The organism is Glutamicibacter sp. NPDC087583, from assembly GCF_044743685.1.
Taxonomy (GTDB): Bacteria; Actinomycetota; Actinomycetes; order Actinomycetales; family Micrococcaceae; genus Glutamicibacter.
Genome location: NZ_JBIUWY010000002.1, coordinates 565,372 through 590,911 on the forward strand (window position 1 = coordinate 565,372; position 25,540 = coordinate 590,911).

At 59.9% G+C, this 25,540-nt stretch carries 21 protein-coding genes; 9 read left to right on the forward strand and 12 right to left on the reverse strand.

Translation table 11 applies throughout. From position 1 onward, the window contains the following. Window positions 1-323: 323 nt before the first annotated feature. Window positions 324-1,049, reverse strand: coding sequence for a transglycosylase family protein (locus tag ACIOU9_RS08775; RefSeq protein WP_105657352.1), 726 nt, complete (start codon window positions 1,047-1,049; stop codon window positions 324-326). Between the two features lie 664 nt (window positions 1,050-1,713). On the opposite strand from ACIOU9_RS08775, the gene ACIOU9_RS08780 reads away from it, so the two are divergent. Next, entirely contained in the window at window positions 1,714-2,847 is a 1,134-nt protein-coding gene (locus ACIOU9_RS08780; RefSeq protein ID WP_402696619.1) for a YihY/virulence factor BrkB family protein, read from the forward strand. Here ACIOU9_RS08780 and ACIOU9_RS08785 read toward each other — a convergent pair. After that, window positions 2,839-3,558 carry a M50 family metallopeptidase gene (locus ACIOU9_RS08785; RefSeq protein WP_105657350.1) on the reverse strand — a complete coding sequence of 240 codons (720 nt, stop codon included), beginning with the start codon at window positions 3,556-3,558 and terminating at the stop codon, window positions 2,839-2,841. The two genes, ACIOU9_RS08780 and ACIOU9_RS08785, sit on opposite strands and share 9 nt — an antisense overlap. Before the next feature lie 157 nt (window positions 3,559-3,715). Between ACIOU9_RS08785 and ACIOU9_RS08790 the strand changes: the two genes are divergently transcribed. Continuing rightward, window positions 3,716-4,036, forward strand: a complete 321-nt coding sequence (locus ACIOU9_RS08790) for a hypothetical protein (RefSeq protein WP_105661629.1) — start codon at window positions 3,716-3,718, stop codon at window positions 4,034-4,036. Window positions 4,037-4,113: 77 nt separating this feature from the next. After that, window positions 4,114-7,569: a TM0106 family RecB-like putative nuclease gene (locus ACIOU9_RS08795; RefSeq protein WP_402696620.1), complete on the forward strand. Its 3,456-nt coding sequence runs from the start codon at window positions 4,114-4,116 to the stop codon at window positions 7,567-7,569. Between the two features lie 21 nt (window positions 7,570-7,590). On the opposite strand, the gene ACIOU9_RS08800 is transcribed toward ACIOU9_RS08795, so the two are convergent. Then, window positions 7,591-8,829: a polysaccharide deacetylase family protein gene (locus tag ACIOU9_RS08800; protein ID WP_402696667.1), complete on the reverse strand. Its 1,239-nt coding sequence runs from the start codon at window positions 8,827-8,829 to the stop codon at window positions 7,591-7,593. 245 nt (window positions 8,830-9,074) lie between these two features. On the opposite strand from ACIOU9_RS08800, the gene ACIOU9_RS08805 reads away from it, so the two are divergent. From ACIOU9_RS08805 to ACIOU9_RS08815, 3 genes are read left to right on the forward strand one after another with little or no spacing between them, the layout of a single operon-like run. Then, window positions 9,075-10,535 (forward strand): DUF3375 domain-containing protein, encoded by a 1,461-nt coding sequence (locus ACIOU9_RS08805; protein WP_402696621.1) that lies wholly within the window; start codon window positions 9,075-9,077, stop codon window positions 10,533-10,535. After that, a complete protein-coding gene (locus tag ACIOU9_RS08810) occupies window positions 10,532-11,218 on the forward strand; it encodes a DUF4194 domain-containing protein (protein ID WP_105661625.1) in 687 nt (228 codons plus the stop codon). The genes ACIOU9_RS08805 and ACIOU9_RS08810 overlap by 4 nt, the downstream gene beginning before the upstream one ends. A gap of 3 nt (window positions 11,219-11,221) precedes the next feature. Beyond that, window positions 11,222-14,548, forward strand: coding sequence for an ATP-binding protein (locus ACIOU9_RS08815; RefSeq protein ID WP_402696622.1), 3,327 nt, complete (start codon window positions 11,222-11,224; stop codon window positions 14,546-14,548). 73 nt (window positions 14,549-14,621) lie between these two features. Here the strand turns inward: ACIOU9_RS08815 and ACIOU9_RS08820 are convergent, their stop codons facing one another. The 5 genes from ACIOU9_RS08820 to ACIOU9_RS08840 form a co-directional block, all read right to left on the reverse strand. Continuing rightward, window positions 14,622-14,966 carry a DUF6176 family protein gene (locus ACIOU9_RS08820; RefSeq protein WP_133833206.1) on the reverse strand — a complete coding sequence of 115 codons (345 nt, stop codon included), beginning with the start codon at window positions 14,964-14,966 and terminating at the stop codon, window positions 14,622-14,624. Window positions 14,967-15,060: 94 nt separating this feature from the next. Beyond that, window positions 15,061-17,556 (reverse strand): ABC transporter permease, encoded by a 2,496-nt coding sequence (locus ACIOU9_RS08825; RefSeq protein ID WP_402696623.1) that lies wholly within the window; start codon window positions 17,554-17,556, stop codon window positions 15,061-15,063. Between the two features lie 3 nt (window positions 17,557-17,559). After that, on the reverse strand, window positions 17,560-18,309 hold the full coding sequence (locus ACIOU9_RS08830) for an ABC transporter ATP-binding protein (protein WP_105657341.1): 750 nt from the start codon (window positions 18,307-18,309) through the stop codon (window positions 17,560-17,562). 121 nt (window positions 18,310-18,430) lie between these two features. After that, window positions 18,431-19,357 carry a cation diffusion facilitator family transporter gene (locus tag ACIOU9_RS08835; RefSeq protein ID WP_105661620.1) on the reverse strand — a complete coding sequence of 309 codons (927 nt, stop codon included), beginning with the start codon at window positions 19,355-19,357 and terminating at the stop codon, window positions 18,431-18,433. Window positions 19,358-19,359: 2 nt separating this feature from the next. Further along, window positions 19,360-19,731, reverse strand: coding sequence for a helix-turn-helix transcriptional regulator (locus ACIOU9_RS08840; protein WP_105657339.1), 372 nt, complete (start codon window positions 19,729-19,731; stop codon window positions 19,360-19,362). Window positions 19,732-19,812: 81 nt separating this feature from the next. Between ACIOU9_RS08840 and ACIOU9_RS08845 the strand changes: the two genes are divergently transcribed. Then, on the forward strand, window positions 19,813-20,406 hold the full coding sequence (locus ACIOU9_RS08845; RefSeq protein ID WP_105657338.1) for a DNA-3-methyladenine glycosylase I: 594 nt from the start codon (window positions 19,813-19,815) through the stop codon (window positions 20,404-20,406). 4 nt (window positions 20,407-20,410) lie between these two features. Continuing rightward, entirely contained in the window at window positions 20,411-21,256 is an 846-nt protein-coding gene (locus ACIOU9_RS08850) for a DNA-3-methyladenine glycosylase family protein (protein ID WP_402696625.1), read from the forward strand. Between the two features lie 326 nt (window positions 21,257-21,582). Here the strand turns inward: ACIOU9_RS08850 and ACIOU9_RS08855 are convergent, their stop codons facing one another. The 3 genes from ACIOU9_RS08855 to ACIOU9_RS08865 all read right to left on the reverse strand — a co-directional run bounded on the left by ACIOU9_RS08855 (window position 21,583) and on the right by ACIOU9_RS08865 (window position 24,056). Then, a complete protein-coding gene (locus tag ACIOU9_RS08855; RefSeq protein WP_105657336.1) occupies window positions 21,583-22,437 on the reverse strand; it encodes a siderophore-interacting protein in 855 nt (284 codons plus the stop codon). 63 nt (window positions 22,438-22,500) lie between these two features. Continuing rightward, window positions 22,501-22,968 (reverse strand): acyl-CoA thioesterase, encoded by a 468-nt coding sequence (locus ACIOU9_RS08860; protein ID WP_402696626.1) that lies wholly within the window; start codon window positions 22,966-22,968, stop codon window positions 22,501-22,503. A gap of 2 nt (window positions 22,969-22,970) precedes the next feature. Then, window positions 22,971-24,056 carry an App1 family protein gene (locus tag ACIOU9_RS08865; RefSeq protein WP_105661617.1) on the reverse strand — a complete coding sequence of 362 codons (1,086 nt, stop codon included), beginning with the start codon at window positions 24,054-24,056 and terminating at the stop codon, window positions 22,971-22,973. Window positions 24,057-24,152: 96 nt separating this feature from the next. On the opposite strand from ACIOU9_RS08865, the gene ACIOU9_RS08870 reads away from it, so the two are divergent. Next, window positions 24,153-24,587, forward strand: coding sequence for a pyridoxamine 5'-phosphate oxidase family protein (locus ACIOU9_RS08870; protein WP_105657333.1), 435 nt, complete (start codon window positions 24,153-24,155; stop codon window positions 24,585-24,587). 72 nt (window positions 24,588-24,659) lie between these two features. Here the strand turns inward: ACIOU9_RS08870 and ACIOU9_RS08875 are convergent, their stop codons facing one another. Continuing rightward, the gene (locus tag ACIOU9_RS08875; protein WP_402696627.1) at window positions 24,660-25,529 is read right to left on the reverse strand and encodes a 3-hydroxyacyl-CoA dehydrogenase family protein; all 870 of its coding nucleotides are present in this window, start codon (window positions 25,527-25,529) and stop codon (window positions 24,660-24,662) included. Between the last annotated feature and the right edge of the window lie 11 nt (window positions 25,530-25,540).

Genomic DNA, 25,540 nt, shown 5'->3' on the forward strand with positions numbered 1-25,540 from the left:
GAGCCATGGTGAGGCAGCGGCAAGATCATTAAGGGCGGAACATACCAAGCCAACGGATCGAGCTGCGAGCTTCTCCGCGTTCAAAGGACCAGCCCACCAAACCGCGGGCCCAGTAACAGGGCAATCACCTGCCGTCTCGAGCAATCGGTGTGCGGTAAACCCCGAACCCAGGATATGGCCCTCGGCCACGCGCTCATCTTCGGAATGCAGCATGAACCTCAGCCTATACGCGGAAAATCACCACTTCGATCCAGGCAGTCGGTAAACGGAAAACCCGCGTCGCGTAAAAATACACGACGCGGGTTATCTGAAGCTCTGCGGAATTAGTTGGCTGGAACGTTCAGGGTCTGCCCGACCATGATCAGGTCTGGGTTGCTCAGCTGGTCGTCATTCAAGACGAACAGGCCACGCCAGTCCTTGACGCCAAGCTGGTCGGCAACCTTAGCCAAGGTGTCGCCGGACTTGACGGTGTAGTCCTTGCCCGAATCGGTCACGTCAATGTTGAACACTGGTGCCTTTGGAGCTGGAGCTGCGTGCTTTGGAGCTGCTTGCTGCTTAGGAGCCTGCTTCTGGACCGGAGCTGCCTGCTGCTTAGGAGCGGCCTGCTGCTTAGGAGCGGCCTGCTGCTTAGGAGCGGCCTGCTGCTTTGGTGCTGCCTGCTGCTGAGGAGCCTGCTTCTGCGGAGTCGCGGAACCCGAAGGGGAACCGCTAATGCCCAGCTTTGCGGTACATGCTGGCCATGCGCCCCAACCCTGGGATGCCTGGACCTTGGTTGCAACGCGAATCTGCTCGGCCTTCGAAGCCTGGTGAGGCATGCCCGAACCGCCAAACGCCTTCCAAGTGGACAGCGAGAACTGCAGGCCACCGTAGTAGCCATTGCCGGTGTTGATGGACCAGTTGCCACCGGACTCGCACTGAGCCAGCTTGTCCCAGGTGCCTGCGGCATTAGCTGGTGCGGAAGCTGCAACGATTGCGGTGCCGGCAACTGCAACGGCGGCCAGCGAGGCTCCACCGCGGCGGATCAAGTTCTTGGTCTTCTGCTGGATCATGATTCTCCAGTTGCTCTTCCCGCGCTCAGGTCTTCCTAGACCATCCTCGTGCACCACTCAGCGTCGCATTTCGACTTTGATTAAATACTGCCCTGGTGAGTGGTTTGGAAGTCCCGGCAGTACCTGTTTCCCCATAACACTGCGAGTGTTATCGAAACGTTATGAATGACCATAACGCACCAACCCACCACCCTCGCAACTCAGGAAACGGTCAGAAACCCCGTAAATACAGGTCAATTGGCCAGAAAAAAATTTTGAATCGGGTCGGAAAATCACCATGATCCCCATATCAAGCAACGAAAATGTTACTTTCCAAAAGTGGAGATTATCCAGCTCGCTGTGATATAGCTTGCAATACATTTCTGGGCCGTGCCCAGCTCCCTTCAAGGTTGCATTCCGCCTTCGCCAAAGCTGGAATAGCTGCGTCCTAAACCCAAGGCGTCGGGCAATCCGAAGGGGCAATTTTTCTCCGGCAGACGGCCTTTTCCTCGCTACCACCTGCAAGGCCGCCCGGGCGATGGACGCACCGCGACGTTCAAGCGACAGGACAGCTGAATTGCCCTGAGGTAATTTGTTTCAAGAAGCCAGCGCTGTAGGTTTGATTTCATCAGTCAGACAGGGGAACTCAATGCCAGTACGAGGCAGCACAAGCAAAGACCGATTCATGGAATCCTTGACCTGCTACCCCCGGGCCCTGCGGGAATTCTTTCGCAACGATGGACTAGACGTTGCAGCTTCCCTGTCCTATTTCATGGTTCTTGCCATGTTCCCCGGATTACTGGCATTGATCTCGCTCCTGTCTTTGGCCGGTGCCAGCGAAAGCGGCACCAAATGGATTATGGAGCTGCTAGAGCAGAGCCTCGCCCCGAACGGACAATCTGCAAGTAGCGACTCCCAGCAATTGCTCGACACGGCCGAACAGTTGCTCGCTGGCTTGGCATCCCAAGCTAGCGGAACGTTCTGGGCAATCCTGGCCGGTTCACTCGGCGCGCTGTGGAGTACATCTGGATATGTCACGGCATTCAGCCGCGCGTTGAACCGGCTGTATGGGGCACCGGAAGGCCGCCCCCAGTGGAAACGCCGTCCTCAGATGTTCCTGATTACCGTGCTGATCATGCTGGTTGCCGTCGTGACCCTGGTGCTGCTGCTCGCTTCTGGCTCCGTCGCCCGCGGAATCGGCAATATTATTGGCATGGGCGACAGCTTTGTGCTCGTGCTGAATATCGCCAAGCCGCCATTGATGCTCATTATGCTGCTCCTGGTTCTAGCCTTGCTTTACTACTTCACCCCCAACGTCAAGCCAACGAAATTCCGCTGGTTCTCGCCCGGCACACTGACAGCTCTGGTGATCCTGGGACTGTCGGTATTCGGTTTCAGTATTTATGTTTCGCAGTTCGCCAGCTACTCCGCCACCTACGGAACCATTGGCGGCGTGATCATCTTGATTCTTGCTTGCTGGATCAGCAACATCGCTTTGCTCCTCGGAGCCTTGGTAGATATCGAATTCATCCGCCTCCGCCAGCTTCGCACGGGCATGCCTGCCATAGATGACGTACTTCTTCCACTGCGTGATGACACTTTGGTAGCCAAGCAGGAATTGGCAACATACAAGGATCTCGTCCAGGCCCAGGAAATCCGTATCAAGCACGGTGGCGACCCGCTGCAAGATATGGAGAGGGATCCATCCACGAAGCTTAAGCGCAAGACGAAGTTGCTCCCCATGGGGCTGGTTGCCGTGGCGGCCTGGACCGCTAGCCGCATGAAAACCAAACGCGATCTGCGCAGGGGCTCAGAATAGTCCCGACAAGCTCTGCAGTGCCCACCACAGGCCGCCGGAACCCAGAACAAGAATCACCACAACCCACAATGAGGCGAAGGTCCGGGTAGCCTCGGCGATCAGGTACGCATCGGACTGGGCGATATCGTGGCGTCTCCAAACATGTACCGAAAGAAGCTTGACGAAGTCTTTTAGGCCAGCCAGCAGCAAGAACCCGGCGATAAGCAAAGCCAGGTACAGGTACGCTTCGACCGGCGCAAAGAAGACCACTGCCAATGCCACGAGTGCACTAATAGTGCACACAATAAAGGCCGGCCAATTTCGGACAAAGATCAGCGCCAACAGGAACAGCAACGCGTAGATGCCGAGCGCCCGCCCGGAATAGCCCGTGGATATGCCCCACAGCATCAAAGCTGAAACCCATATCGGTGCGGGGTACCCGAAAATCCCGGAGATGATGACAGAAATCTTGCCCCGTCCAATGCTCCGCACTTCTCCGGAATGATCCCAGCCCAGCCGCAAGCCAGCCACGTATCTGCCCGTGAATAAGGCCGCGATGATATGGCCGAGCTCATGAATCAGCGTGGAGTACAAGCCGGTGATCCGCCAGACCGGACGAGGGACCACCAATAGCAGGATCAAGAACGCAACGATCAGCCACTGCCACTGGTTCAGGGCCACGTTCACCGGCTGCGAGAGCCGCTCCCAGGCCTGGGCAATATCTAGATTCATTCCTGCTCCTCATCGGCGTTCGGTATTACTCATTCTTGCAAGCCCCATCGGCCACAAAGTGACCGGCGAGTGCATTTCCCGACTTTCTGGGAAACATCACAGGTGACGGGCATAGTCTGCAAAGCGGAACACTGTGCCGTATATCTGGAGGAGTCTCATGTCTCGCATCGTTTCAACCGCCTTGGCCACCACCGGTTTAGTGGGCGGTTACGCTACCGGTCGTGCCACCAAGAAGCGCCCGCTGGCTGCCGTTGTGCTCGGTGCTGCAGGTGCCGGCGCCTTCCTGCTTTGGAAGAAAGATGCTGGAACCGCTAAAGCCATTGCCTTGATCAGCGCCTATCTCGGAGGCTTCGGCGCTTCGCATCCGCTGGCCAAGAAAATCGGTGCGTGGCCAGCGGTGAACTCGGTGACTGCCGGCGTTGCCATTCTCTCGCTCGTTCTTGGCGGCCCCAAGAAGAACAAAGACGAGCTGTCCTAAGCGGCATCAGCGAATCTGTCGGGGTCTGGTGCTACGTTGACTAGGTAGGAAACAAGTCAACGAAAGGCCCAGGCCCCGTGTTCTTTCTAGATGATGCGTTCATCTTCTCAGCGAGTGACCTGTCAGTCTCCGTTGACTGCAATTACCAGTCCCTGTACCTGCTGGACGTGAAACTCGGCCTGCGTCCCAAGCCTGACAAGGCACGAGACGAGATGCTGGAACGAACAGCGGTGCTCGGCGACGCCCATGAGCAGAACGTCCTCAAAGACCTGATAGCTGCCTATGGCGAATACGACCCGGTGACGGGAACCGGCGTCAAGCAATTCACTGATCGCCCGCAGATGTCTGCGGCCGGTCTTCGGGCAGCCCACGAGGCGACCATGCACGTGCTTCGCAACGGCGCCGATGTCATTTTCCAGGCCACCTTCTTCGATGGGGCTTTCATTGGCTTTGCCGACTTCCTGGTCCGCCAGGAGGACGGCACCTGGGCCGTATGGGATACCAAGCTCGCCCGCCATGCAAGGGTCAGCGCCCTGCTCCAGATCGCAGCCTACGCGGATCAGATGCTGGCAGAAGGGCTCCCCGTGTCCACCTCGGCAACCCTGGTCCTCGGCGACGGGACGCATTCGGTGCATCGGGTTGACGAAGTGCTGCCAGTCTTCCGGGCCCAGCGTGAACGATTCGTGAAGATGGTGCAGGAACACCGTGCGGCCAACCAGCCAGTTCGGTGGAACTCCGATGAACTGCGCTTATGCGGCCGTTGCGATTATTGCGAAGAGCAGGCCCAGGAAACCCGCGACCTTCTACTGGTCGCTGGCATGTCCATGGTGCAGCGAGAAAAACTTCGCGCCCGCGGCATTTCCACCATTGACCAGCTCGCCGGGCTAGAGGCTGAACCAGGCACCTCGCTGCACCGTGCCGCGGAGCAGGCCAGAATGCAGCTGGGGCTGGCCCAGAGCGATGGCATGGTCCACGGCGTCTCCTACCGGGTGAAGAACGAAGGCCCGATCTCTTCGCTGCCGCGGCCTGATCAAGGCGACATCTTCTTCGATTTCGAGGGCGACCCGCTCTACCAGGAACCTTCCGACGGCTCCTGGGGCCTGGAATACCTCTTCGGCGTCATCGAATATGACACCGGGGTGCCGGTGTTCAAACCCTTCAGGGCCCATAGCCGCGCCGAAGAACGCCAAGCCTTCCTGGACTTCATTGCCTATGTCGAAGAACGCCGCCAGCGGTTCCCGCGCATGAAGGTCTACCATTATGCGCCCTATGAGAAAACTGCCCTGCGCAAGCTCTCGCAGGTGCACATTGCCGGTGAGGACGAAGTCGACCAGTGGCTGCGTGAGAACCTGCTTGTCGATCTCTACGAGACCGTGCGTAACGCCCTGGTAGTTTCCACCCGCTCATACTCCATCAAGAAGCTTGAACCGTTGTACATGGGAGAGCACCTTCGCTCCGGGGATGTCACCGATGCCGGAGCATCGGTGGTCGCTTATGCCCAGTACATGCTGGCGCGGGATTCGAAGAACGACGGGGCCGCTGAAGCGATCCTCGAGTCGATTGCCGATTACAACGAGTACGACTGCCTTTCCACTTTGCGCTTGCGGGATTGGCTGCTTTCGCTCAGCGATGAGGCGCCTGGCACCCTGCCGGATATGCCTGAGCCAGGCTCGGCCGCAGACGAATACGAGCCCACCGCCGAAGAGCTTCGGCTGCAAAACTACCTTGCGCAGCTTCCCCACGCCCACGCGCTGAGCAACGATGACCGCGCGATCGCGATGGTCGCCGCTGCGACCGGTTACAACCGGCGTGAAAAGAAGCAGTTCTGGTGGGAACACTTCGACCGCTTGTCCGCGCCAATGGATGATTGGAGCGACGCCCGGGGAGTGTTCATTGTGGACACTGCGGAAGTACTCGAGGATTGGCATAAGGCCACTCCTCGGGCGCGCACCTCTACGCGCGTGACGAGATTGCAGGGAACCTTGGCGGAAGGATCCCTGCTCTCCCCCGGCTCATCAGTGTTCGCCATGTTTGATGCTCCGTTGCCTGAAGGCATGGCCGTTGACGACTCCGTGCGCGGCGGCGCATTCAACGCCACCGTAGTCGAGCTCGGTCCGGGCTGGATTACCATTGCGGAGAAAACCAGCGGCAAGATCCCTGCCTACGGTGCCCATCCATGCGCATTGGCTCCGGATAAGCCGTTGGCGACGATGAGCATCGATGCAGCGCTCAAGGAGATCGCCCAGCGGGTGGGCTCCACCGTACCGGTGCTTCCGGAACGGCCGGGCATCGACATCCTGCGGCGGATTCCGCCACGCCTGAAAACCCTTGCGGCACCGGTGGATCCAGCCCTGGTTGATGGACAGGCGCAGATCTATCCTGCCGTGGTCGAGACGTTGAAGGATCTTGATAATTCCTATCTTGCGGTACAAGGCCCTCCGGGGACCGGCAAGACCTTCGTCGCTTCGCATGTGATCCGTGAACTCGTTGATTACGGATGGAAGATTGGCGTGGTTGCCCAGTCCCATGCAGTAGTTGAAAACGTCCTGCGGAAAGCGGTGGAGGCCGGGGTCGATCCCGAGGCAGTAGCCAAGGAAGTCAAGCACGATGATCCGGTCCCCTGGGCCGGCACGTCCAAGGATTCTTTGGCTGAAGTTCTCCACGCATCGGGCGGCGGGCTCATTGGAGGTACTGCCTGGACGCTGACCGGTTCGAAAGTCCCCGCAGATAGCCTGGATTTGCTGGTGATCGATGAGGCCGGGCAGTTCTCACTGGCCAATACCTTGGCAGTTTCACGAGCAGCCCGCAATTTGCTGCTGCTCGGTGATCCCCAGCAGTTGCCCCAGGTCACCCAGGGCACTCATCCGCAGCCGGTGGACGAATCGGCGCTCGGCTGGCTGTCCGGCGGCGAACCCGTGCTGCCAGCCGAATTAGGGTACTTCCTGGCAGCTTCATGGCGAATGCATCCAGCGCTTTGCGCCAAGGTTTCGGCATTGAGCTATGACCACCAGCTGTTCTCGGCAGACGCCGCCGGGTTGCGGCAGCTCGAAGGCACACCGGCCGGGGTCGAGACGGTGTTCGTTGAACATCGAGGCAACACGGTCAGCAGCGCCGAAGAAGCCGGGGCTATTGTCCGATTGGTCCGCGAGCATCTGGGGATGATGTGGAGTCCGGGGGCAGGCATGCCTGCCCGTCCATTGGGCGCCGCTGACATCCTGGTAGTTGCTGCCTACAATGCCCAGGTAAATCTGGTGCGCGATGTCCTCGAAGCTGAAGACCTATCGGCGGTCAAGGTGGGAACGGTTGACAAGTTCCAGGGACAGGAAGCACCAGTTGTGCTGATGACCATGGCATGTTCCAGCGCCACCGATGCATCGCGTGGCATCGAATTCCTGCTTAACCGCAATCGCATCAACGTTGCGATTTCCCGCGGCCAATGGAAGGCCATCATCGTGCGCAGCGAAAGGCTCACCGATTATCTGCCTTCCAACCCATCGGCGCTCGCGCAGCTCGGTGCCTTCATGGCTTTGTAGCTTGATGATCGATTGGCCCGGTCATTCGCGCGCCGGGTCAATCACATCCTCGACTTTGAAGAAACTTCCCAGGACTGGCCGGTCACCGCGCAGTTCCTTGGCGAACTGCAACCCATCCACATTGATGCGCATCTGCCGCTGGTACTCATCACCCTGCTGCATCCATGTGCGAGTCGTACCGTCAACGCCGTAGAAGTAACCGAACCCCTGGTCTTTGAAGAACTGGTACCGGTCCCCCGCGTAACGCTGGGTCCGGGCGATATCCGATCCAAAAGGATAGATGTAGTGCCCGGTTTTTCCCACGATCGGTTCCACTTCGGCTTTCCACAGTTTGGTGTCCCGCTTGAGCCGATCCATGCTGACCGTCCCAGTGGCAATGTGCCCCCACGAATGGGACGCGAAAACCCAACCGCTGTTCTTCATCGCTTCTGCGATCTCCGCAGCCTTCTTCTGGTCAGCTTCCAGAGTCTTGCTCTGGGGATACTGGCTGGCAGAGGTGCGGTAGCCGAATGCCCCGTTGTATCCGGTCATTGCGATCAGGCCGCGAGCGTCCCGATACGTGAAATCGGGATGTTCCGCTACGAAGTCATCGACCATCGTGGTCACGTCAAAAGCGCCAACCTGCGTTTTTCCCTCCGCATCGACGTATTCGTTGCGGACCTTGCCGTCCTTATCCAGCACCAGCTTGCTGGCGAAGCCATCACCTTCCATGTATTCGTAATAGCTCAGGTCATCGATGGACAGCACCACTGGCTTCTTGCCCTGGGGCAGCATGATATCCCGATACTCCATCTGCCCCTGGCCGTCGAGCGAGGCGAAATCTTCCGGGTTGACCAGGACATAATCACGCGCATACAGCTCGTCGAGGATGGCTGCAAATTCCTTCTGGGTCACCATGTAGTCGGCGTACCCCTGCGAACTGCTGCCTTCGTCAAAGGCCCTGCCGGGATCGACAATCAGCGAGTGGAAGAACAGGTGAGGTATGTTGTTCGGCTCTTCCCAAGCTGAAACCTGCCCTTTCTCTTCCTCTAGGCCGCTGGCCATCTGGTTCAGCTGTTCGGCGCTGTCTTTCTTGGCGAGTTTAATCGCCGCGTCATAGTCGTATCCGTCAGCTAGCCGGTTGATCTCGGCTCTCACGCCGTCCACTCGTGCTTCTTCCTGCTCAGCCTTTTCAACGGCAGCAGGATCCGGGGCCGGCGTTGGCGGCTCCTGTGAAGCACTGCACCCGGCAAGTCCCAGCGCCAACCCGAGCGAAATCACCAATCGTGGATTCTTCAATGGCTTCGACCTCCGTGACCTCCACCGTGCCCGCCAGGCCGGAAGAAAACGAGTTGTCATCTGGTTATTTCGACCCTACACAGGTAGCGCTGGAGGCAACACCCTTTCAGGATGAATTACCGAACTTGAGCGATGTCTAACATTCAGCTTTTAGGGAGCTCACATTTTGGAAGGAGTCCAATGATTTAGAATTGATTGGTTAGGCGTCCCAAAGATCAAGGAAGTACATGCAGCCCTCGCACCGCGCGAATAGTTTGTGGCTTCAGTCCCAGCAGTTCAAAAGCTCGGCAGCGTATCGGCTTCTGACCGCCCAGCCGTGGGCTGTGGCCTTCATCCGCGCAGAGTTCACCGCAGACCGTTCACGGATCGCATTGGAACTTTTCCATGCCTCCTTGGATTCCTTCCTGAAGCAAGCGCGCAAAAGCGATGACCAGATTCCCGCCTCGTATTCGGCCCAGGATTTCGCCGAAACATGGGTCAAGCAGGGAATTCTGGCTCGTCCGCTGATTGATGGGCGCTTCGTGTATGAACCCAGTGCGCAGACCCTGCGCACCCTGCGCTACCTGGCGGATTTTTCCACCGACGATTCGCATTTGAACTCGTCTCGCCTGAACACGTTGCTTTCTTCCCTGGAATCGCTGGCCCACGAAACCGATCCGGATCCCGAAGCACGTATCCGTGCCCTCGAATCCCAGATCGCGCTGCGCCAAGCCCAAATCGACCAGCTGCGCAGCGGGGATGACCCGGCGGTGCTTTCTCGCACGACCGCCTTGTCGGCAACACGTTCCGTACTCGATCTGGCATCGAGTTTGCCAGCAGATTTCCGACGCATGCGCGACGGCGTCCAGGATATGCTCCATTCATTGCGTGAAGGCATTCTGGATGCCTCCACAGCCAAGGGCGTAGCTGTGGGCCAGGTTCTTGAAGCTGACCGTCAGTTGCGTTCCACTGCCGAAGGCGAAACCTTCAGCGGATTCACTGAATTCCTGAACTCCCCGGAAGCGCAGCAGCGTTTCCGCGCCGCATTGGCCGAAGTCCTGGACCGCGACTTCGTAGATGACCTGGAAACGCCCGAACGCCAGATCCTCACTAACCTGTTGCGTGAATTGCGCCGCCAGGCAGCTGAAGTCCATGCCTCCTATGGCAAGCTCTCTGAATCCCTGCACGCATTCGTGCAGTCCGAGGACTACAAGCAGGCCGAGCTATTGCGCCAAGCGGTCCGCGAAGCTGAACTAGCGATCAGCAAATCCACGAGCCTGAAACCCCGCAGCGGCTTGGCCCCGATGGAGCTCTTCGCTCCGCAGTTCGTCACCCTTTCCGGTCTTGGAATCTACGACCCATCCGAGCATGTGGCTCCGCCTCCGCTGGCTCAAGCGCCAGAATTCAGCGAAGCCGACATTGTGCGTAATCCCTCGACGCCCCAGGCGGACATGCCATTGCTGCGTGCATCGATCACCCGGCATCTGGGCCAGTCCAGTTCCGGCTCGATCCGGTTGGATGAAGTCTTCGAATCCTTGGATGCCGAGCAGCGGCACTTGAATTCCATTCGTGCCCTCGTGGAAATCGGGCGCACCAATGGCGAATCGCTGAACGAGAGCGATCTGCTCAGCATCCGTTTCCAGCAACTCGATGGTTCGATGCGAACCGCAATCCTGCCCGCGTTAAGCTTTACGAAGGAGCCGCTATGACCAAGAGCGATTCATACGCCGCACCGATCACCGAACCCTTGTTCGAGGGCGATACCGGGAAGTTCCCGCTGCCGCTGCGCCAGCTGCTGGTCCGGTTGTTGCGCGGCCCGTACCTTGATGGGTCCATCGATGCCTCGGCTTGGCAGCTGCTGCTGGACCAGCAGCAGAGCATCAGCGATTACTTCTCCGAGATCTTCTTGGCACTGCAGCTGGACATGGACCGCAAGATCGCCATGCTTGCCCCCGTCCAGATTGAACAGGTCCACACCTCTCCTATCGCTCCGCGCCGTCCGCTGAAGCGTGATGAAACCCTGCTCGCCCTGCGGCTGCGGCTGTTGCTCGAACAGCATTCAGGCAGCGGCAGCGATGCCGTGATTTCGCGTGCGGGCATGCACGAGATCCTGGCCGAGCACCGCCAGACCTCAGACCGCGATGACAAGCGCTTTGCCGAATCCTGCGATGCTGCGGTCACCCGCCTGCAGGCTTTGCGCTTGCTCACCGGCACCGAGCTGGAGAACGAGTTCCGCATTTCCCCGGCCCTGGCGATGGCGCTGCCGATCACCAATATCCAGGACATACCACGCTACATCGCGGCAATCGACGCTAATGATCCAGCTTTCAGCCTGGGAGCCGAAGAAGCTGATGACCTCGCAGAGCAGACCCCCGAGTTGGTGCAGGAGTAACCGATGAGCATTGAAATGACTCTCCCGCTGGGCGGGGCACTCAACCCAGGCCAGCATCGTCTGAGCCGGGTACAAATAGTTAACTGGGGAACCTTCCACGGCTTGCATGATCTGGCCGTGGACCGCGCCGGCACCTTGGTCACCGGCCATCCGGGCGTGGGCAAATCCACCTTGTTCGATGCGATGGGCCACGTCTTCTTTGCAACGCCCCGCCTGAACGAATCGGCCAATGACGCGGCCACCCGCGAGGACCGCCGCACCACGTTCTCCTACATGCGCGGGCGCAAGTTCAAAACCAGCGCCGGCACTGTCTACCAGCGCCCCGGCGCGACGTGGAGCGCCATCGTGCTCAGCTACGACGATGGCATGGGCAACACCGTTACAGCCGGCGCGGTCTTCGATCTGCCCGATGCCGGCCTGGAAGGACAAGTCTCCAAGCACTATCTTTTGTGCGAAGGCAAGGTCAATATTGCGGAGCTGGAAAACCACGGCCCGCGCCGCTTCACCGTGTCCTCGCTGTCCAAGGCCCTGGCACCGAGCGAGGCATTCGATACCCACAAGGCGTTCATTGAGCGATTGCGCCGCCGTTTAGGCGTCGAAAGCGACAAGGCCTTTGCCCTGTTGCGCACCTTGCAAAATGGCAAGGGCCTGGCCAAAGGCGTCAACCAGTTCTTCCGCCACGAAGTGCTGGAAGAACCAGCTACGTTGAAGGCCGCGTCCGCAGCAGTGGAAGACTTTGCCCATTTGCGTGGCATCTACCGCCAGCTGGATACCGCCCGCGCCCAGCGTGACGTGCTCGCGCAGGTGCCGGAGCAGGATCAGGCCTACCGTTCCTTGGCTGGACAGATCGCCACCGCCCGGCAATTGCTGGAAAGCGACGTGCACACCCTGGAAACCCAGGTCCGCCAGCTGGTGCTGCGCAATGACCTGAACTCCCACGAAACGGAACTGGCCAAGCTCAAAGCCGAAGAGGCCGAGCTGCGGCAGCGCAAGGAAAAGCTCGATGACCAGCTGGCGTCGCTGGAGGCTGCCCACGACTCTGCGGGCTCTGCTTCCCTGATGCTGCTGGAGCGCGAGGCCGATGTGGCTCGCAAGGCATTGAGCGAGAAGGAGAACGTCATCCGGACCCTGCAGCAGCAGGCCTCGGATGCTGGCTTGGCCTTCGAATTCTCAGCCACCGGCCTGGATGAGCTGCGGGCCAACGCGGCACGTACCTTGCAGCAGCTCAGCTCGATTACGCATGATGCCCAGACCGTTGAGTACGAGGCCATGGCCACCTTGGTCAACCTGCGCAAGCGCGCAGAAACGTTGGCTGACCAGATCCGCTCCTACCAGCGCCGGGCCAGCAATATCGATGACCGTTCGATTGCCGCCCGCCGTGCCATCGCTTCGGCCTGCTCGCTCAAGGAAGAACAGCTTCCCTTCGCTGGCGAGCTCATGGATGTTTCGGCCGATGCCGGTACCTGGCGTTTGGCCGCTGAAAAGGCCTTGCACTCCTTGGCCCGCACGCTGCTGGTTCCCGGGGAGCTGCTCCCCCAAGTCACCCACGCCATTGATCGACTCGACGGCTTGGGCCGCGTGCGGTGGAGCGACATTTCCCAGCCGCCGCGCACCGCTGAAGCCGGCCCGGCAGACCTGGTGGCCAAGCTGGACTTCGCGCCCGGCGAAGCCGGAACCTGGCTGAAGGCGAAGATCACCGCCGACTACCCATTGGCCTGTGTTGAGAACGATGCAGCCATGCATGTGCACCCCAAGGCGATAACCCCGGCCGGCACCATCAAATCCGGAACCGGAAGCTTCGAGCGCGATACCCGCACGTTGCCTGCTTCCGAGTACCTGCTGGGCTTCACCAACGAGTCGAAGATTGCCGAGTTGCAGTCCAAGGCGGCACGGCTGGATGAGAAAATCGTCCAGGCCCACCAGGCTGCCGATGAACGCAGTGCGGCGAAGAACAAGATCGTGGCCAAAACCCAGCTCTTGCAGGCCCTCATTGCCGATGAGCGGACTTTTGGCCAGTTCGACGCGTCCGAGGCACTGGAAGCGTTGCGCCGCAGCGAGCAGAAGCTCGGCGATGCCTTGGCATTGTCCGGGGACTCCTCCCGGGTTAGCCAGCAAATCGAAACGGCGAAGGCCGAGGCAGAAACCCTGGTCGGGGACCTCGCACTGGTTCGTTCACGCATTGCAGATCTTGGCTTGCAGGTGCAGCGTGCACAGCAGATCCTGTCCACCAGCGATGATTTGGGGACCGGATGGGAGCAGAGCATCCCGTCCGCGCTGCGCCAGCATCAGCTGCTTGGCCCGGTTCTCCAGCAAGTGATTGCAGGGAACTGCCCTGCCAGTGAACAAATCAGCGAAGCCTTTGCCGAGGTCAAGCTCCAGCTGGGCAGCCAGGTCAACTCCTTGCAGTCGCAGCGACAGGAAATCGGTGGCGCGCTGAGCGAAACCTTCCGTCGTTTTGCCCGAGAATTCGGCACCTCGCACGCGCAAACCCATGGCACCACCGCTGAAGCAGCTGAGCACTACGCGCAGCTGCACGACCAGATCGTGGCCGATGGCCTGCCGCACCATGAGGCGCAGTTCCGCGAATACTTCGCGAACCGTTCCTATGAACGCTTCAGCGACCTCTTGCAGTTGCTGGATGAAGAGCGCCGGATGATCTCCGAACGCATCAAGCCGCTGAACCAGATTCTGGCAGAGGTGACTTTCGAGCATGGGTCGGTCCTTCGCTTGGAAGCAGTAAATGCGATTCCAGTTGAGGCCGGTACCTTCCGCAAGGACCTGAAGGACGCATTGCAGGAGGCTTACACCACCAAGGACGAATCCACCTTGGCCAGCTCCTACCAAGCGCTGGAGGCACTGGTTACCGCACTCAGCGACCCGGCGATGGCTTCATGGCGTTCGACCGTGCTCGATGTCCGCCAGCATGTGATGATCAGCTGCAATGAGCACAAGCCCAATGGCGAGATTGAGACCGGTTTGGAACCCGGGACGCTCTCCGGCGGCGAAGGCCAGCGCTTTACTTCCTTCATCATGGGTGCTGCCTTGGCCTACCAGCTGGGTTTCGCTTCTGCCGGGTTCACTTCCTACGGCACGGTGATGATTGACGAGGCCTTCATTCAAGCCAACTCCGAATATGCAGCGGCAGGCATACGCGCGTTGCAGGAGTTCGGTTTCCATCTGGTGCTCGCGGCCCCCGAGGACAAGATCGATTTGAGCCGCCATCTGGGATCCATCACGGATATCATCAAGCACCCTGGCTCCAATATCTCAGGCTTCGTGACCACCGGCCGTTCCCCGGCCATGGCCACGACGATTACCCTGCGCAGCTGAACATCCAGAACAAGGCACGAGGTCCAGAAGTCGCCATAGCGAGTTCTGGACCTCGTGCCTTGTTGCTTCGCCTCTAGACCATGCTGCGCTGCACGCGTTCAGGGATCATGACCACCCGCGGGGACAGCTCTTGGGGTGCGAAGCCGGGATCGATGCACTGCTTCCAATACCTGAGATGCACCTTGTCGATTTCATGTGCAGAGTCCTGCACCGCGGCACCGCCCTCGCCTTGGATGCTGTACCAGTAGAGGTAGTCGACACCATCCAGGGTTTCGCTGAAGATCGTCTCCACGTACATCTTTTCGTCTTCCAGGGTTTCAAGCACCGCGGGCATATTGCTGTTCAGGAATTCCAGCCATTCATTGGCTAGCGCTGATTTGCCTGGCAGAACTCGGAATCGAGTGAGTTCAATTTTCATGTCTACAGCCTATGGGCTTGAGCCGCACCTGCGGAAAAGACAGTGGTCCTGAAAGCCTTGGCTTTCAGGACCACTGTCTTTGGCTGGCTACCGGCTATTCGACGGCCAATCCTTCAACCGGCGACAACTTTGCGGCGCGGCGGCCCGGAGTCACCGATGCCAAGAGCGCTGCCACGATGCTGATCAGCAGGACCAGTGCGAGCTGCCACCATGGGATCTCGTAGGTCATCGTTCCCATGGACGCGAGTGCCGAGCGGGCTCCAAGCAGGCCGTAGGCCACACCCAGCACCAAGCCGAGCAGGGCTGCGACGCCGCCAATCAGTACCGCTTCGGTCGCCAGCATGCCGCGCAGCTGCTTCTTCTTCAGGCCCAGGGCACGAAGCAGGGAATTCTCCCGGGTGCGTTCCAGGATCGAGAGGCTGAGCGTGTTGGCTACGCCGATCAGGGCGATCAGCACCGCCACTGCCAGCAACGCAGAGACAATCATCAGCAGCACGTCAATGATCTGGGAGAACATCGACTTCATCACCACACCGCCATTGATCATTGATGATTCAACGCCGGTGATGGCAGAAACCTTGGTGACCAGTTCGTTGACGCCCGCTGCATTGACGTCGGAATCCACCTTGATCAGGATCCCCGAGTACTGATTGGCTTCATCGATTTCCAGCTTGCTGAAAGTCTGCTCGGTGACGATATTTCCTGAGAGCATTGCCTCGGAATTCTTCACTGCCAGCGTTTGCCCGCCAACTTCCACCGTCGGATTTTCGGGACTGCCCAGCACATAGACGATTTCGCCATCTGCCGGCACGATATTCGGGTCCAGTGCAACGTCAGCGAAGCTCGTGGGATCAACGGACATGATCTCGGCGTTGAACATTTCATCGGTTCCCATGTCCACATCCGCATATCCGGAGGTGAAGCTGGAGCTGGCGGTAATCCCGTCCACGCCATTGATTTGCTCAAGCATGTTCTTGGTCTCGGCGCCTGAAACTTGGCGGTCATAGAAGGAGACCATCATGTCGACCGGGAATTCTGCGGCCACAGCGTTGTTCAAGCTGGCCTTGGCGGTCTGGCCGCCGACCATGATCATGGACACCAAGGTCACGCCGATCAGCAGTGCCGTTGCCGTCGCGGTGGTTCGGCCCGGGTTGCGCACGGCGTTCAGGGCCGCGAGCTTTCCCGCCGTCGATTTGCCAGCCACGGCCTTGCCGATCCCGGAAACGCTGCTCGGCACGAACAGCGAAGCCAGCATCAGGATCCCCGGGAAGGAAACCAGGCCGCCCAGGAAGGCGACTACCAGATCCCCCTGGATCGCGCCGTAGGCCAGCAAGCTGGCGCCGGCCACGACGAACAGCGATCCGAAGATGATCCGGGCCTTGCCGGCACGGTTCTTCACGCTGGCAGCGTCGAAGGGGCGCAAGGCCGCCAGCGGTGCGAGTTTCATCGCCCGTCGAGCCGGCAGGCTCGCTGCGACCACAGTCATCAGCACGCCGACGAGAATTGGGATGGCCAATCCCTGCGGGGTCAGGGCCAACGCCGCATAGGACATCTCCGGCACCATCACGTGCAGCAGCTGGATCAGGCCCGCCATCAGTGCGACGGCGAGCAAGACACCGAGAATCGAGGCAAGAATGCCAATGAGCAGTGCTTCGATGAGCACCGAGCTTCGAATCTGCTTGCGCTTGGCGCCCAGGATGCGCAGCAGTGCCAGTTCGCGGGTGCGCTGGGCAATGACTACGGCAAAGGTATTGACCACAACCAGCCCGGTGACCACCAGTGCAATCAGTGCGAAGACCAGCAGGATCACGCTGAGTTGGTCGGTGCCTCCGGTGAACTGGGCGACTTCGTTCAAGACCTTCTCATCGGCGGTCACCACCGCCATGTCAGCCATCTTCTTGCCGGCAAACAGCTTCTCCAGCTCTGCCTTCAATGACTCGTCGGAGCCGTCGCCATTGACCACGATTTCGGTGATCAGCGCTTGGCCGCCGGAAAAGTGCTGCCACGCTTTCTCGCTCATGCCGGCCAAGGCGTAGGCCGAGGTCCGCGGGTTGGTGGTCGAGCGCTGGATGCCCACGATGTTGTAGTTCGCCGGCGAGATCGCGCCATTTTCCAGAGCCACGACGTCCCCGATGGACACGCCCATTTCCTTGGCGTGGGAAGCATCGATAATGATTTCGTTGGAACCTTGGGGCGCCCGGCCCTCAATCAATTCCATGCCGCCCAGCCCCTGGTCGGGATCTACTGGCTGTGCGGACACGCCGTAGCTGTTGTCCGCCGTGCGCAGCAGGCCATCGGCGTAGGCCAGGCCATAGGCGGTGGAAACTTCAGGCAGGTTCCGGACATCTGCGATGTCCTTGAGGCTCAGCTCGGTCAACTCCTCGGCGCCGGGAACCAGGTCCCAATCGGGGTAGGCCACCAGATCGGCGTTCTTGTAGGCGTCTCCGAGCGAGTTCTTCAGTGTCGCCTGGGTGGATGAGTTCACCGAAAGCGTTGCGGCAAGAAAGGCGGTGCCGATGGCCACAGCCAGGATGACGGCGATATATCGACGTGCATAGGTCTTGATATTCGAAAGTGCTACGTGCAGCATTGCTTACTCCGCCAAGGAGGCCAGGGCCTCGGTTACGGTAGCCACGGTTGGCTCCTGGATGGATCCGACAATTGTGCCGTCCTTCATCAGCAAGACATTGTCTGCATAGGACGCGGCCACCGGGTCGTGGGTGACCATGATGATGGTCTGGCCCATTTCACGGGTGGACGTGCGCATCAAGGACAGCACTTCGGCGCCGGTACGCGAATCGAGGTTGCCGGTTGGCTCATCGCCGAAGACCACTTCCGGCCGGGTGAGCAGTGCTCGGGCTACCGCGACACGTTGCTGCTGGCCGCCGGAAAGTTCATGCGGTTTGTGGTTCAGGCGGTCGCCCAGGCCGAGCGCCTGGATGACGGTGTTGAACCAGTCGCGATCGTGCTTCTTGCCGGCCAGCGACAATGGCAGCAGGATGTTGTCCTTGGCGGTGATGGTTGGCACGAGGTTGAAAGACTGGAAGACAAAGCCGATCTGCTCGCGGCGCATCTCGGTCAGCTGGTCATCGCTCAGCTCCAGCAGGTTCTTGCCGCCGATGATGATTTCGCCGGAGTCGGCGGTATCAAGTCCTGCCAGGCAGTGCATCAGCGTGGATTTTCCGGAGCCCGATGGGCCCATGATGGCGGTGAAGCGGGATCGTTCGAAGGAAACGTTTACGTCGCGAAGGGCCTCAACCCGGGTGCTGTCATGCCCGTAGGTCTTGGTCAAGCCGCGGGCAGCGACCGCATTTTCGGTTTTTGGCAGAGTCTCAGAAGTCATATTAGAAATACTACAAAGCGCCTAGCCAAACCCGCATCCACCATCAGGACCTAGTTTCCCGGGGGTGCGTCATACCAAGGTATGAGCAAATTCGTGGACGCTCTGCCCCGCAGGTTACCGATTAGCAGCCATGTTCGCGTTCGGTTTCCTGGTGCGATGCCGGCTCAATCTGGAAGGTCGAGTGCTCAACGCTCACGGTGAAATGATCTGCCACGCACTGCTGCAAATCCCGCAGCAGCCCACCGGCTACCCCAGCGGAGAACATCGAGTCCTCGACCACCACATGGGCGGTGAGCACCGGAAGGTTGGAGGCAATCTGGCTGGCGTGCAGATCGTGCACCGCGATCACCCCGGGCAATGCCTCCAAATGCGCTTTGACCCCGAGCAGATCCAGGCCCCTAGGCGTGGATTCGAGAAGGATGTGGGTGGTTTCCCCCAGCAATTTCATGGCCCGGGGAACGATCAGGGCGCTGATCACCAGGGCTGCCACGGAGTCGGCGCGCATCCATCCGGTGTAGGTGATAACCAGCGCGGCGATGATAACGGCAACCGAGCCCAACGCGTCGTTGACTACTTCCAGGAAAGCCGCACGCATATTCAGGTTGCTATTGCGTCCCGCGGAAATGATCCACATGGAGATGACGTTGCCCAATAGGCCGATGATGCCGAAGGCCAGCAGTCCCTCCGGTTGGACCTCTGCAGGGGTGAAGAGCCGCCGCACGGCGTCGATGGCCGCATAGATGCCCACAGCCAGCAGCAATGCCGATTGGAAGGTGGCGGAGAGGACTTCTGCGCGGCGGAATCCCCAGGTGCGCTTGGTCGTTGGCTTGCGCATGATCAGGTTGGCAGCGGTCAGAGCCAGCAATAGCCCCAGGGTATCGGTCAGCATATGCGCTGCGTCGACCAGCAAGGCCAGCGAGTTGGTGACGATAGCGCCAACAACCTCGGCGACGAGGATTGTAGCGGTGATGGCGAAGGCCCAGGCCAGGCGGGTTCGGTTTGCTCCGGAATGATCATGGGAGTGCCCGTGAGAGTGATCGTGTCCCAAGTTCAGCCTTTCTTCGGATCCATGCTGTGCGCTTCTTCCCAATGGTGATGGGATGCCTCTTGCGGCAGAAGCGCCGAGGCGGCAGCGGTCAATGCGTCAAGTGCTTCACCCTGGCCCAGCGAGTAGATGCTGGCCCGGCCCTGGCTTCGGACGTGCACCAGGCCGGTGTCCTTCAGGCAGGACAGATGCGCGCTGACCGTGCTTTGGGCAAGCCCCAAATGCTCGGTCAGTTCCCTGACCTTATGCTCCCCGGTGCGCAGATGGTCCAGGATCAGCAGCCGTGCCGGGTCAGCGAGCGCGTGGAAGAGCGCAGCGAACTGGAGCTTGCCGCTGCGGATTTCCGATGCATCGATATCTGACTCTATTATCGCCATATAACGATGATAGGTGACTTTGCCGCGAAACGGAACGTTGCATGGCCAACTGCGCATCGCGATGGATGGCAAGATGAAAATATGACTGAAGATCTCATCGTTGGCGAAGACGGATTGGCGCGCCCTCGCTGGGCCGCCTCGAATGACATGCTCCGCACGTACTACGACGCCGAATGGGGCATGCCGATCACCTCCGAAGAGGGACTTTTCGAGCGGCTGAGCCTTGAGTGCTTCCAGTCAGGCCTGTCCTGGGCCATCATCCTTTCCAAGCGCGAGTCGTTCCGCCGCGCTTTCGAGCACTTCAATCCCGAGAAGGTCGCGTTGTTTACCGAGGACGATTTCAATCGCCTGATGGAAGACGCCGGGATCGTGCGCAATAGGCTCAAGATCCGCGCAACGATCGCCAACGCAGAAGCGACCCTGATGCTGCGCGAAGAGGGCGGCCTCTCGGATTTCGTGTGGTCCTTCAAGCCGGAACAGACCCCGGCTCCGCGTAATTTCACTGAAGTACCCACGCAAAGCCCCGAGTCCAAGGAACTGGCCAAGGCGCTGAAGAAGCGGGGTTTCAAGTTCGTGGGCCCGACCACCATGTACGCGTTGATGGAAGCCATCGGCATGGTCGATACCCACCTGGTCGGATCGCACCGCCGCGGCACTTCCGGCATCTGGGCCTGAGGTCATGGAACTGCGCCTACCGGCAACGGGAATTCTGGACGTCGGCCACGCACTGGCAGTCCTGGAATTGCATTCGCTGCCTGCCCAGGAGCGGCTGGATGCCGCTGCGGCCCAGCTGCACCGCGTCCTGCAGGTGGACGGGAACCTGGTTGAAGTTTCATTGAGCCTGGATCCTGCAGGCGTATCGCTCACCCACGACGCCCCGGCTGAATCCATTGCGCGCCTCACGGAGATCATCAACCATTGGCTTGGACTGCAGCAAGACACCACAGCTGCTTATGAAGCGCTCCAGGCCCTTCCTTGCTACCAGCCGCTCGCGATGGCTTACCCCTCCTTGCGGCTGATCAGCTACCCGGATATTTTCGAGGCCCTGGCCACCACGATCATTGGACAGCAGGTGTCCTTGGCGGCGGCACGGACCCTCGGCGGGCGCTACGTCGGCGCATTGGGCCAGCAGCATGGCTCGGGCCTTCGGGCTTTCCCCACAGCGGCCTCAACGGCCGCCTGCACGCCTGGGGAATTGCGTGCAATCATTCGCTGCCCGTTGCCGCGGGCAACGGCGCTGCACGCGGTAGCCGAATGGTTCGAGCACAGTGGAAAGTTCCTGCTCGGAGACGTGCCGGCATTCCTGGAGCAGCTCCAAGGGCTGCGCGGGGTGGGTCCATGGACGCGCAATTACATGGCCCTGCGGGGTTTGCGGGATCCGAAGATCTTCCTGGAGTCGGATCTAGTAGTTCGCCGAGCCATGAGGAAGCTTCATGATCGCGGCGTCACTGTGGCGCCTCCACCGAAGGGTGCGGGCTACCTGGCTACGTTGCTGCTCTGGTCCTTCGACGCCGCCAAGCTGTAGCAACGAGAAAGGGAGCTTATCAAGGTGTGCAATCCTGATAAGCTCCCTTTTCGACGAATCGGCCGACTGAGCAAGTCAGCCGATTCTCCATTCCCCTTATTCAAGCCGGCTACGCCGCTCGCTGCTTCGAGGTGAGCAGCCCCGGCAAGCAGCGAACTAGCCGATAAATATCGGTCAAGCTTGACGCTTCTCCCGACCACACACGGGAGAAGCTCTGGAATAAGCATATCCTAAGAACCAGTAATAACGTCAAGCCCTGTTTGCGTAATTTTTCGATTTATTTCTTAGGTCGCTCTAACTTGCTCGATTTTGTCCGCGCCAAAAGACTAGTCGGCGAAGATCTTGCCAACTTCCGTACGCTTCTCGGCCTGGAATGCATCTTCTGCACGGCCAAAGGCCCAGTAGGCAGAGAGCGACATGTCGCGGCGGTCCACGCCATGCTCGTCATAGAAGTATGCGCGCAGCTTCTTCATGACTTCGCGCTCACCGTGGGCAAAGACCTGCACCCGGCCCTCGGGCCATGGAATCCCCCGGACCACGGACTCCAGGATCGTGGTTTCAGGGGAGAATTCGGCACCGCGGTGAATCCAGCGAATTTCCACGCCGGCCGGCGCCTGCAATTGCATTTCGTCAGCCTCGTCGGCAACCTCGATGACCACCAGGCCCCTCATCTGCGGGGCCATGGACTCCAAGGAGGCCGCAATGGCGGGAATGGCAGTTTCATCTCCGGCGAAGAAGTGGAAATCGAATTCATCCTTGGGGACAAACATTCCGCCCGGGCCCGAGAAGCAGATCGATGAGCCGATCTGCGCGTCACGCGCCCAAGGACCTGCTAGGCCCTCATCGCCATGGACCACGAAATCGACCTCGATGGTTCCCGCCTGCATATCGCTGCGGCGCACGGTATAGGTACGGCGAACCGGCAGATCCTCGGGAGCCAGCCGCTCACGCAGCGCTTCCATGTCATAAGGCAATTCAAGGCCCAGTTCCGGCTTCGCGAACAGGAATTTCACGTAGCGGTCGGTCACCGGCTTGTCTGCGAAATCGCAGATGCCTGGACCGCCAAGGGTGAGCCGCACCAGATGAGGTGCGATATTCTCGCGCTTGAGGACCTGCAGGAGGACCTGGGGGCGCGCAGGTCGGCCTCCAGTTTGCGGGCGATCACCAGCCGGCTGGGACACAAAATCACTTCCTGTCTTAATAAGGGTAGATAGATCAATCCTAATTGACGGGAGCGCAAGTGGTTACTTCGAGAAGGGCGGAGGACCTTCATATGCACTGAGCGCCGCGCGTTCTCCGGGGCTCAAACGCTGCACCCGCGAGGACACCGGGTCGAAATAAGCCAACGTAGTGGAGGCCTTGACGCACAAATAGTCCTCCACCGGGTCACGGAACTCGTAGCAGATATCAAAACTGGCAGGCTTGACATTGGCAACCCAGAGATCGACATTGACCGGCACGTTGCGGTATTCCAACGGGCGGGAATACCGCACCCGATGCTCGACAACGAGGATCTGGGTTCCGGCAGGCACTGCAGAGAAGATATCGGCCTGCGGCTGCGAGCCTGGCGCACCGGTGCCACCGGGCACGCCAAAGCCGGCGATTCGCGCTTCTTCCATTAACCGGATCAGATTGACATTATTGACATGGCCGTAAGCATCCATGTCGCCCCAGCGCATAGGGACCTGCACCCGCAGAATGCTTTCTTCCATGGCTAATCTTCCTTCAGCAGGTTTGCGCCGTCATTGCCCACGATCCCCAACTTGGCCAGCTCCCGAAGGATCCGGGCTCCGTCCGGCTCGTAGACCCAACGCACCCCGGGGGTGGTTCGGCGCAGCTCATGCGAACGTCCGCCGGCTAGCACCGCTTCCGAAGGGGTCAGCTGGCGGATCACAATAGCCCTGACCAATTCGGGGTAGCGGCGCGCGAACTCCGCATAAATGGCCGGATCATGCTGGCCGTCATCGCCGATGAGCACCCATGAAATGTGCGGGAATTCTTCGGCCAGGCGGCGCAGCTGGTCAACCTTGTGCTGCATTCCGCTGCGGAACCAGGAACGGTCTGTTGGCCCCCAGTCGGTGAGCAGCAACGGCCCCTTCGGGTACAGGTTGCGCGAGATGAAGCGCTGCAGGGTCTGCGCGACATTCCATGCGCCGGTGGAAAGGTAGATGGTCGGAGCTCCTGGATGCTCGAGCAGCACCTTCTGGAGCATTACCGCCATCCCGGGGGTCGCCACGCGGGCATGCTCGGAGAGCACAAAGGAGTTCCACGCCGCCAGCATGGGGCGCGGCAGTGCGGTGACCACGACGGTGTCATCCACGTCGCTGATCACCCCGAACTTCTGCGCCTGGTCGATAACGAGAATCTTCGCCTGCGCGGCATCGCCGTTGTGGGCATGAAGCCGGATCTCATTCCAGCCCGCGGGCAGGTCGACTACCAGCTTCACATCAATCACGCCGCCACGGTCAGCCTGGACCTCGAAGCGCTGGTCGCCAACGTCAATGCTGACCTTGCCGCCGGGAAGGATCGGGGAAATGAAATTGCGGAAACCGCGAATGCCATCGGCAATGACCTGGGCTTGGTGCTGCCCGTCTTCAAAGGCGCCGGGCTTGGCCAGGACAACGCGGGCGAAGACGCGAATCCAGCCGCCGCTCGGTCCGGTAGAGCCATATCCCACATAGGGAAGGATTACCGCTTGGTGGCCGTTGGCCAGGGCGCGCCGTGCACGCCAACGATGCACTCCGTCTTCCATTCGCGAAGCTACATGCCGGGCATCGCCATCAGCCGAAATATGACTCATAGCCCCAGTCTTTCATGTCGACCGCCAAGCACGGGAAAACGACAACTTGTGTCTTGAGCCCTTGCCTTTTTCTACAAAGAGTAGAAAACTGGTGCTATGAAATTCGAACACGAGCTCAATAGTCCGGTCCTGGTATTGGATGAGGACCAATCGTGGCAGCTGCTCTCGCACAGCTCCCACGGACGCGTAGCAACTTCGGTTGCAGGGTTGATCGATATTGTTCCGGTGAACTACGCGGTGCACAACGGGAAGCTGTTCTTGCGCACCTCGCCCGGTAATAAGCTTGCGGCCATGGCGATCAATGAAAAGATCGCTTTCGAGGTCGACGGCATCCTTTCCGATGAAGCTTGGTCCGTTGTCGTGCACGGCAGCGCCGAAGTATTGGAGCATGAGGCCGATATCAAGGAGGCCCGCGAAAGCGGCGTCACTCCCTGGATCCCCACCCAGAAGGATTTCTGGATTCGGGTCAACATTGATTCGGTCTCCGGGCGCCACTTCGAGCTCGGCGAGCAACCAGAGGTCGCTGAATAGTTCTCTCCGATCTGCACGGCAAACGCCGCCGCCAGCCCAATGGCCATCGGGCTGGCAGCGGCGTTTCCAGCTTTAAGCCGATGCCTGGGAATAAGGGTAGAACCCTTCTCCGCTCTTGCGTCCGAGCTTGCCCGCAGCCACCTTTTCGGTGATCATCGGGTGCGGCTGGTCGGCCTCGTCACCGGTCTCGGCGTAGGTCGCCTGGGCGATGAAATCGATAACATCAAGGCCCACCATGTCCATCAGCTCGAACGGACCCATGGGGTGGCCCAAAGCGGTCTTCGCGGTGGTATCGATATCCTCGATGCTGGCGATTCCCAGGTGAGCCAGGTTCAGCGCCTCGGCGTTGATCGCACCCATCATGCGGTTGGCAATGAAACCCGGAATCTCCTTGTTCACCAGCACCGGGTTCTTCCCCAGCTGGTTGGCTACCTCGGTAACAGCCTGAATCGTGGCATCGCTGGTCTGCCCATGGCGGACTATTTCAACGCACTTCATGACCAATGCAGGGTTGAAGAAGTGCATATTGCACACCTGCGCTGGACGGCCGCTGGCCTGGGCCAGCTTCGAGGAGGGCAGCGTCGAGGAGTTCGTCGCCAGGATGGCGTGGGCCGGTGCATGCTCGCCCAGTTGGGCGAAGATCTGCTCCTTGATGTCCAGGCGCTCCACAGCAGCCTCGATCACCAAGTCGGCTGCGGAAGCAGCCTGGTTCAAGTCGGTGTTCTGGCTCAAGCGCCCCAGCGCCGCAGCTGCCGTGGGCTGGTCGAGTTTGCCTTTGGCCACGCGGCCGGCAGCCCAGGACTCCAGCTCGGTGCGTGCTGCGCCCAACGCGTCGGCAGAGATATCCTGCAGCACGGTGGCGTAACCGCCCAGCGCGCAGCTCATCGCGATCTGGCGGCCCATGGTGCCGGCACCGATCACCAAAATACGTTCAATCTTCATTGACCATTCTT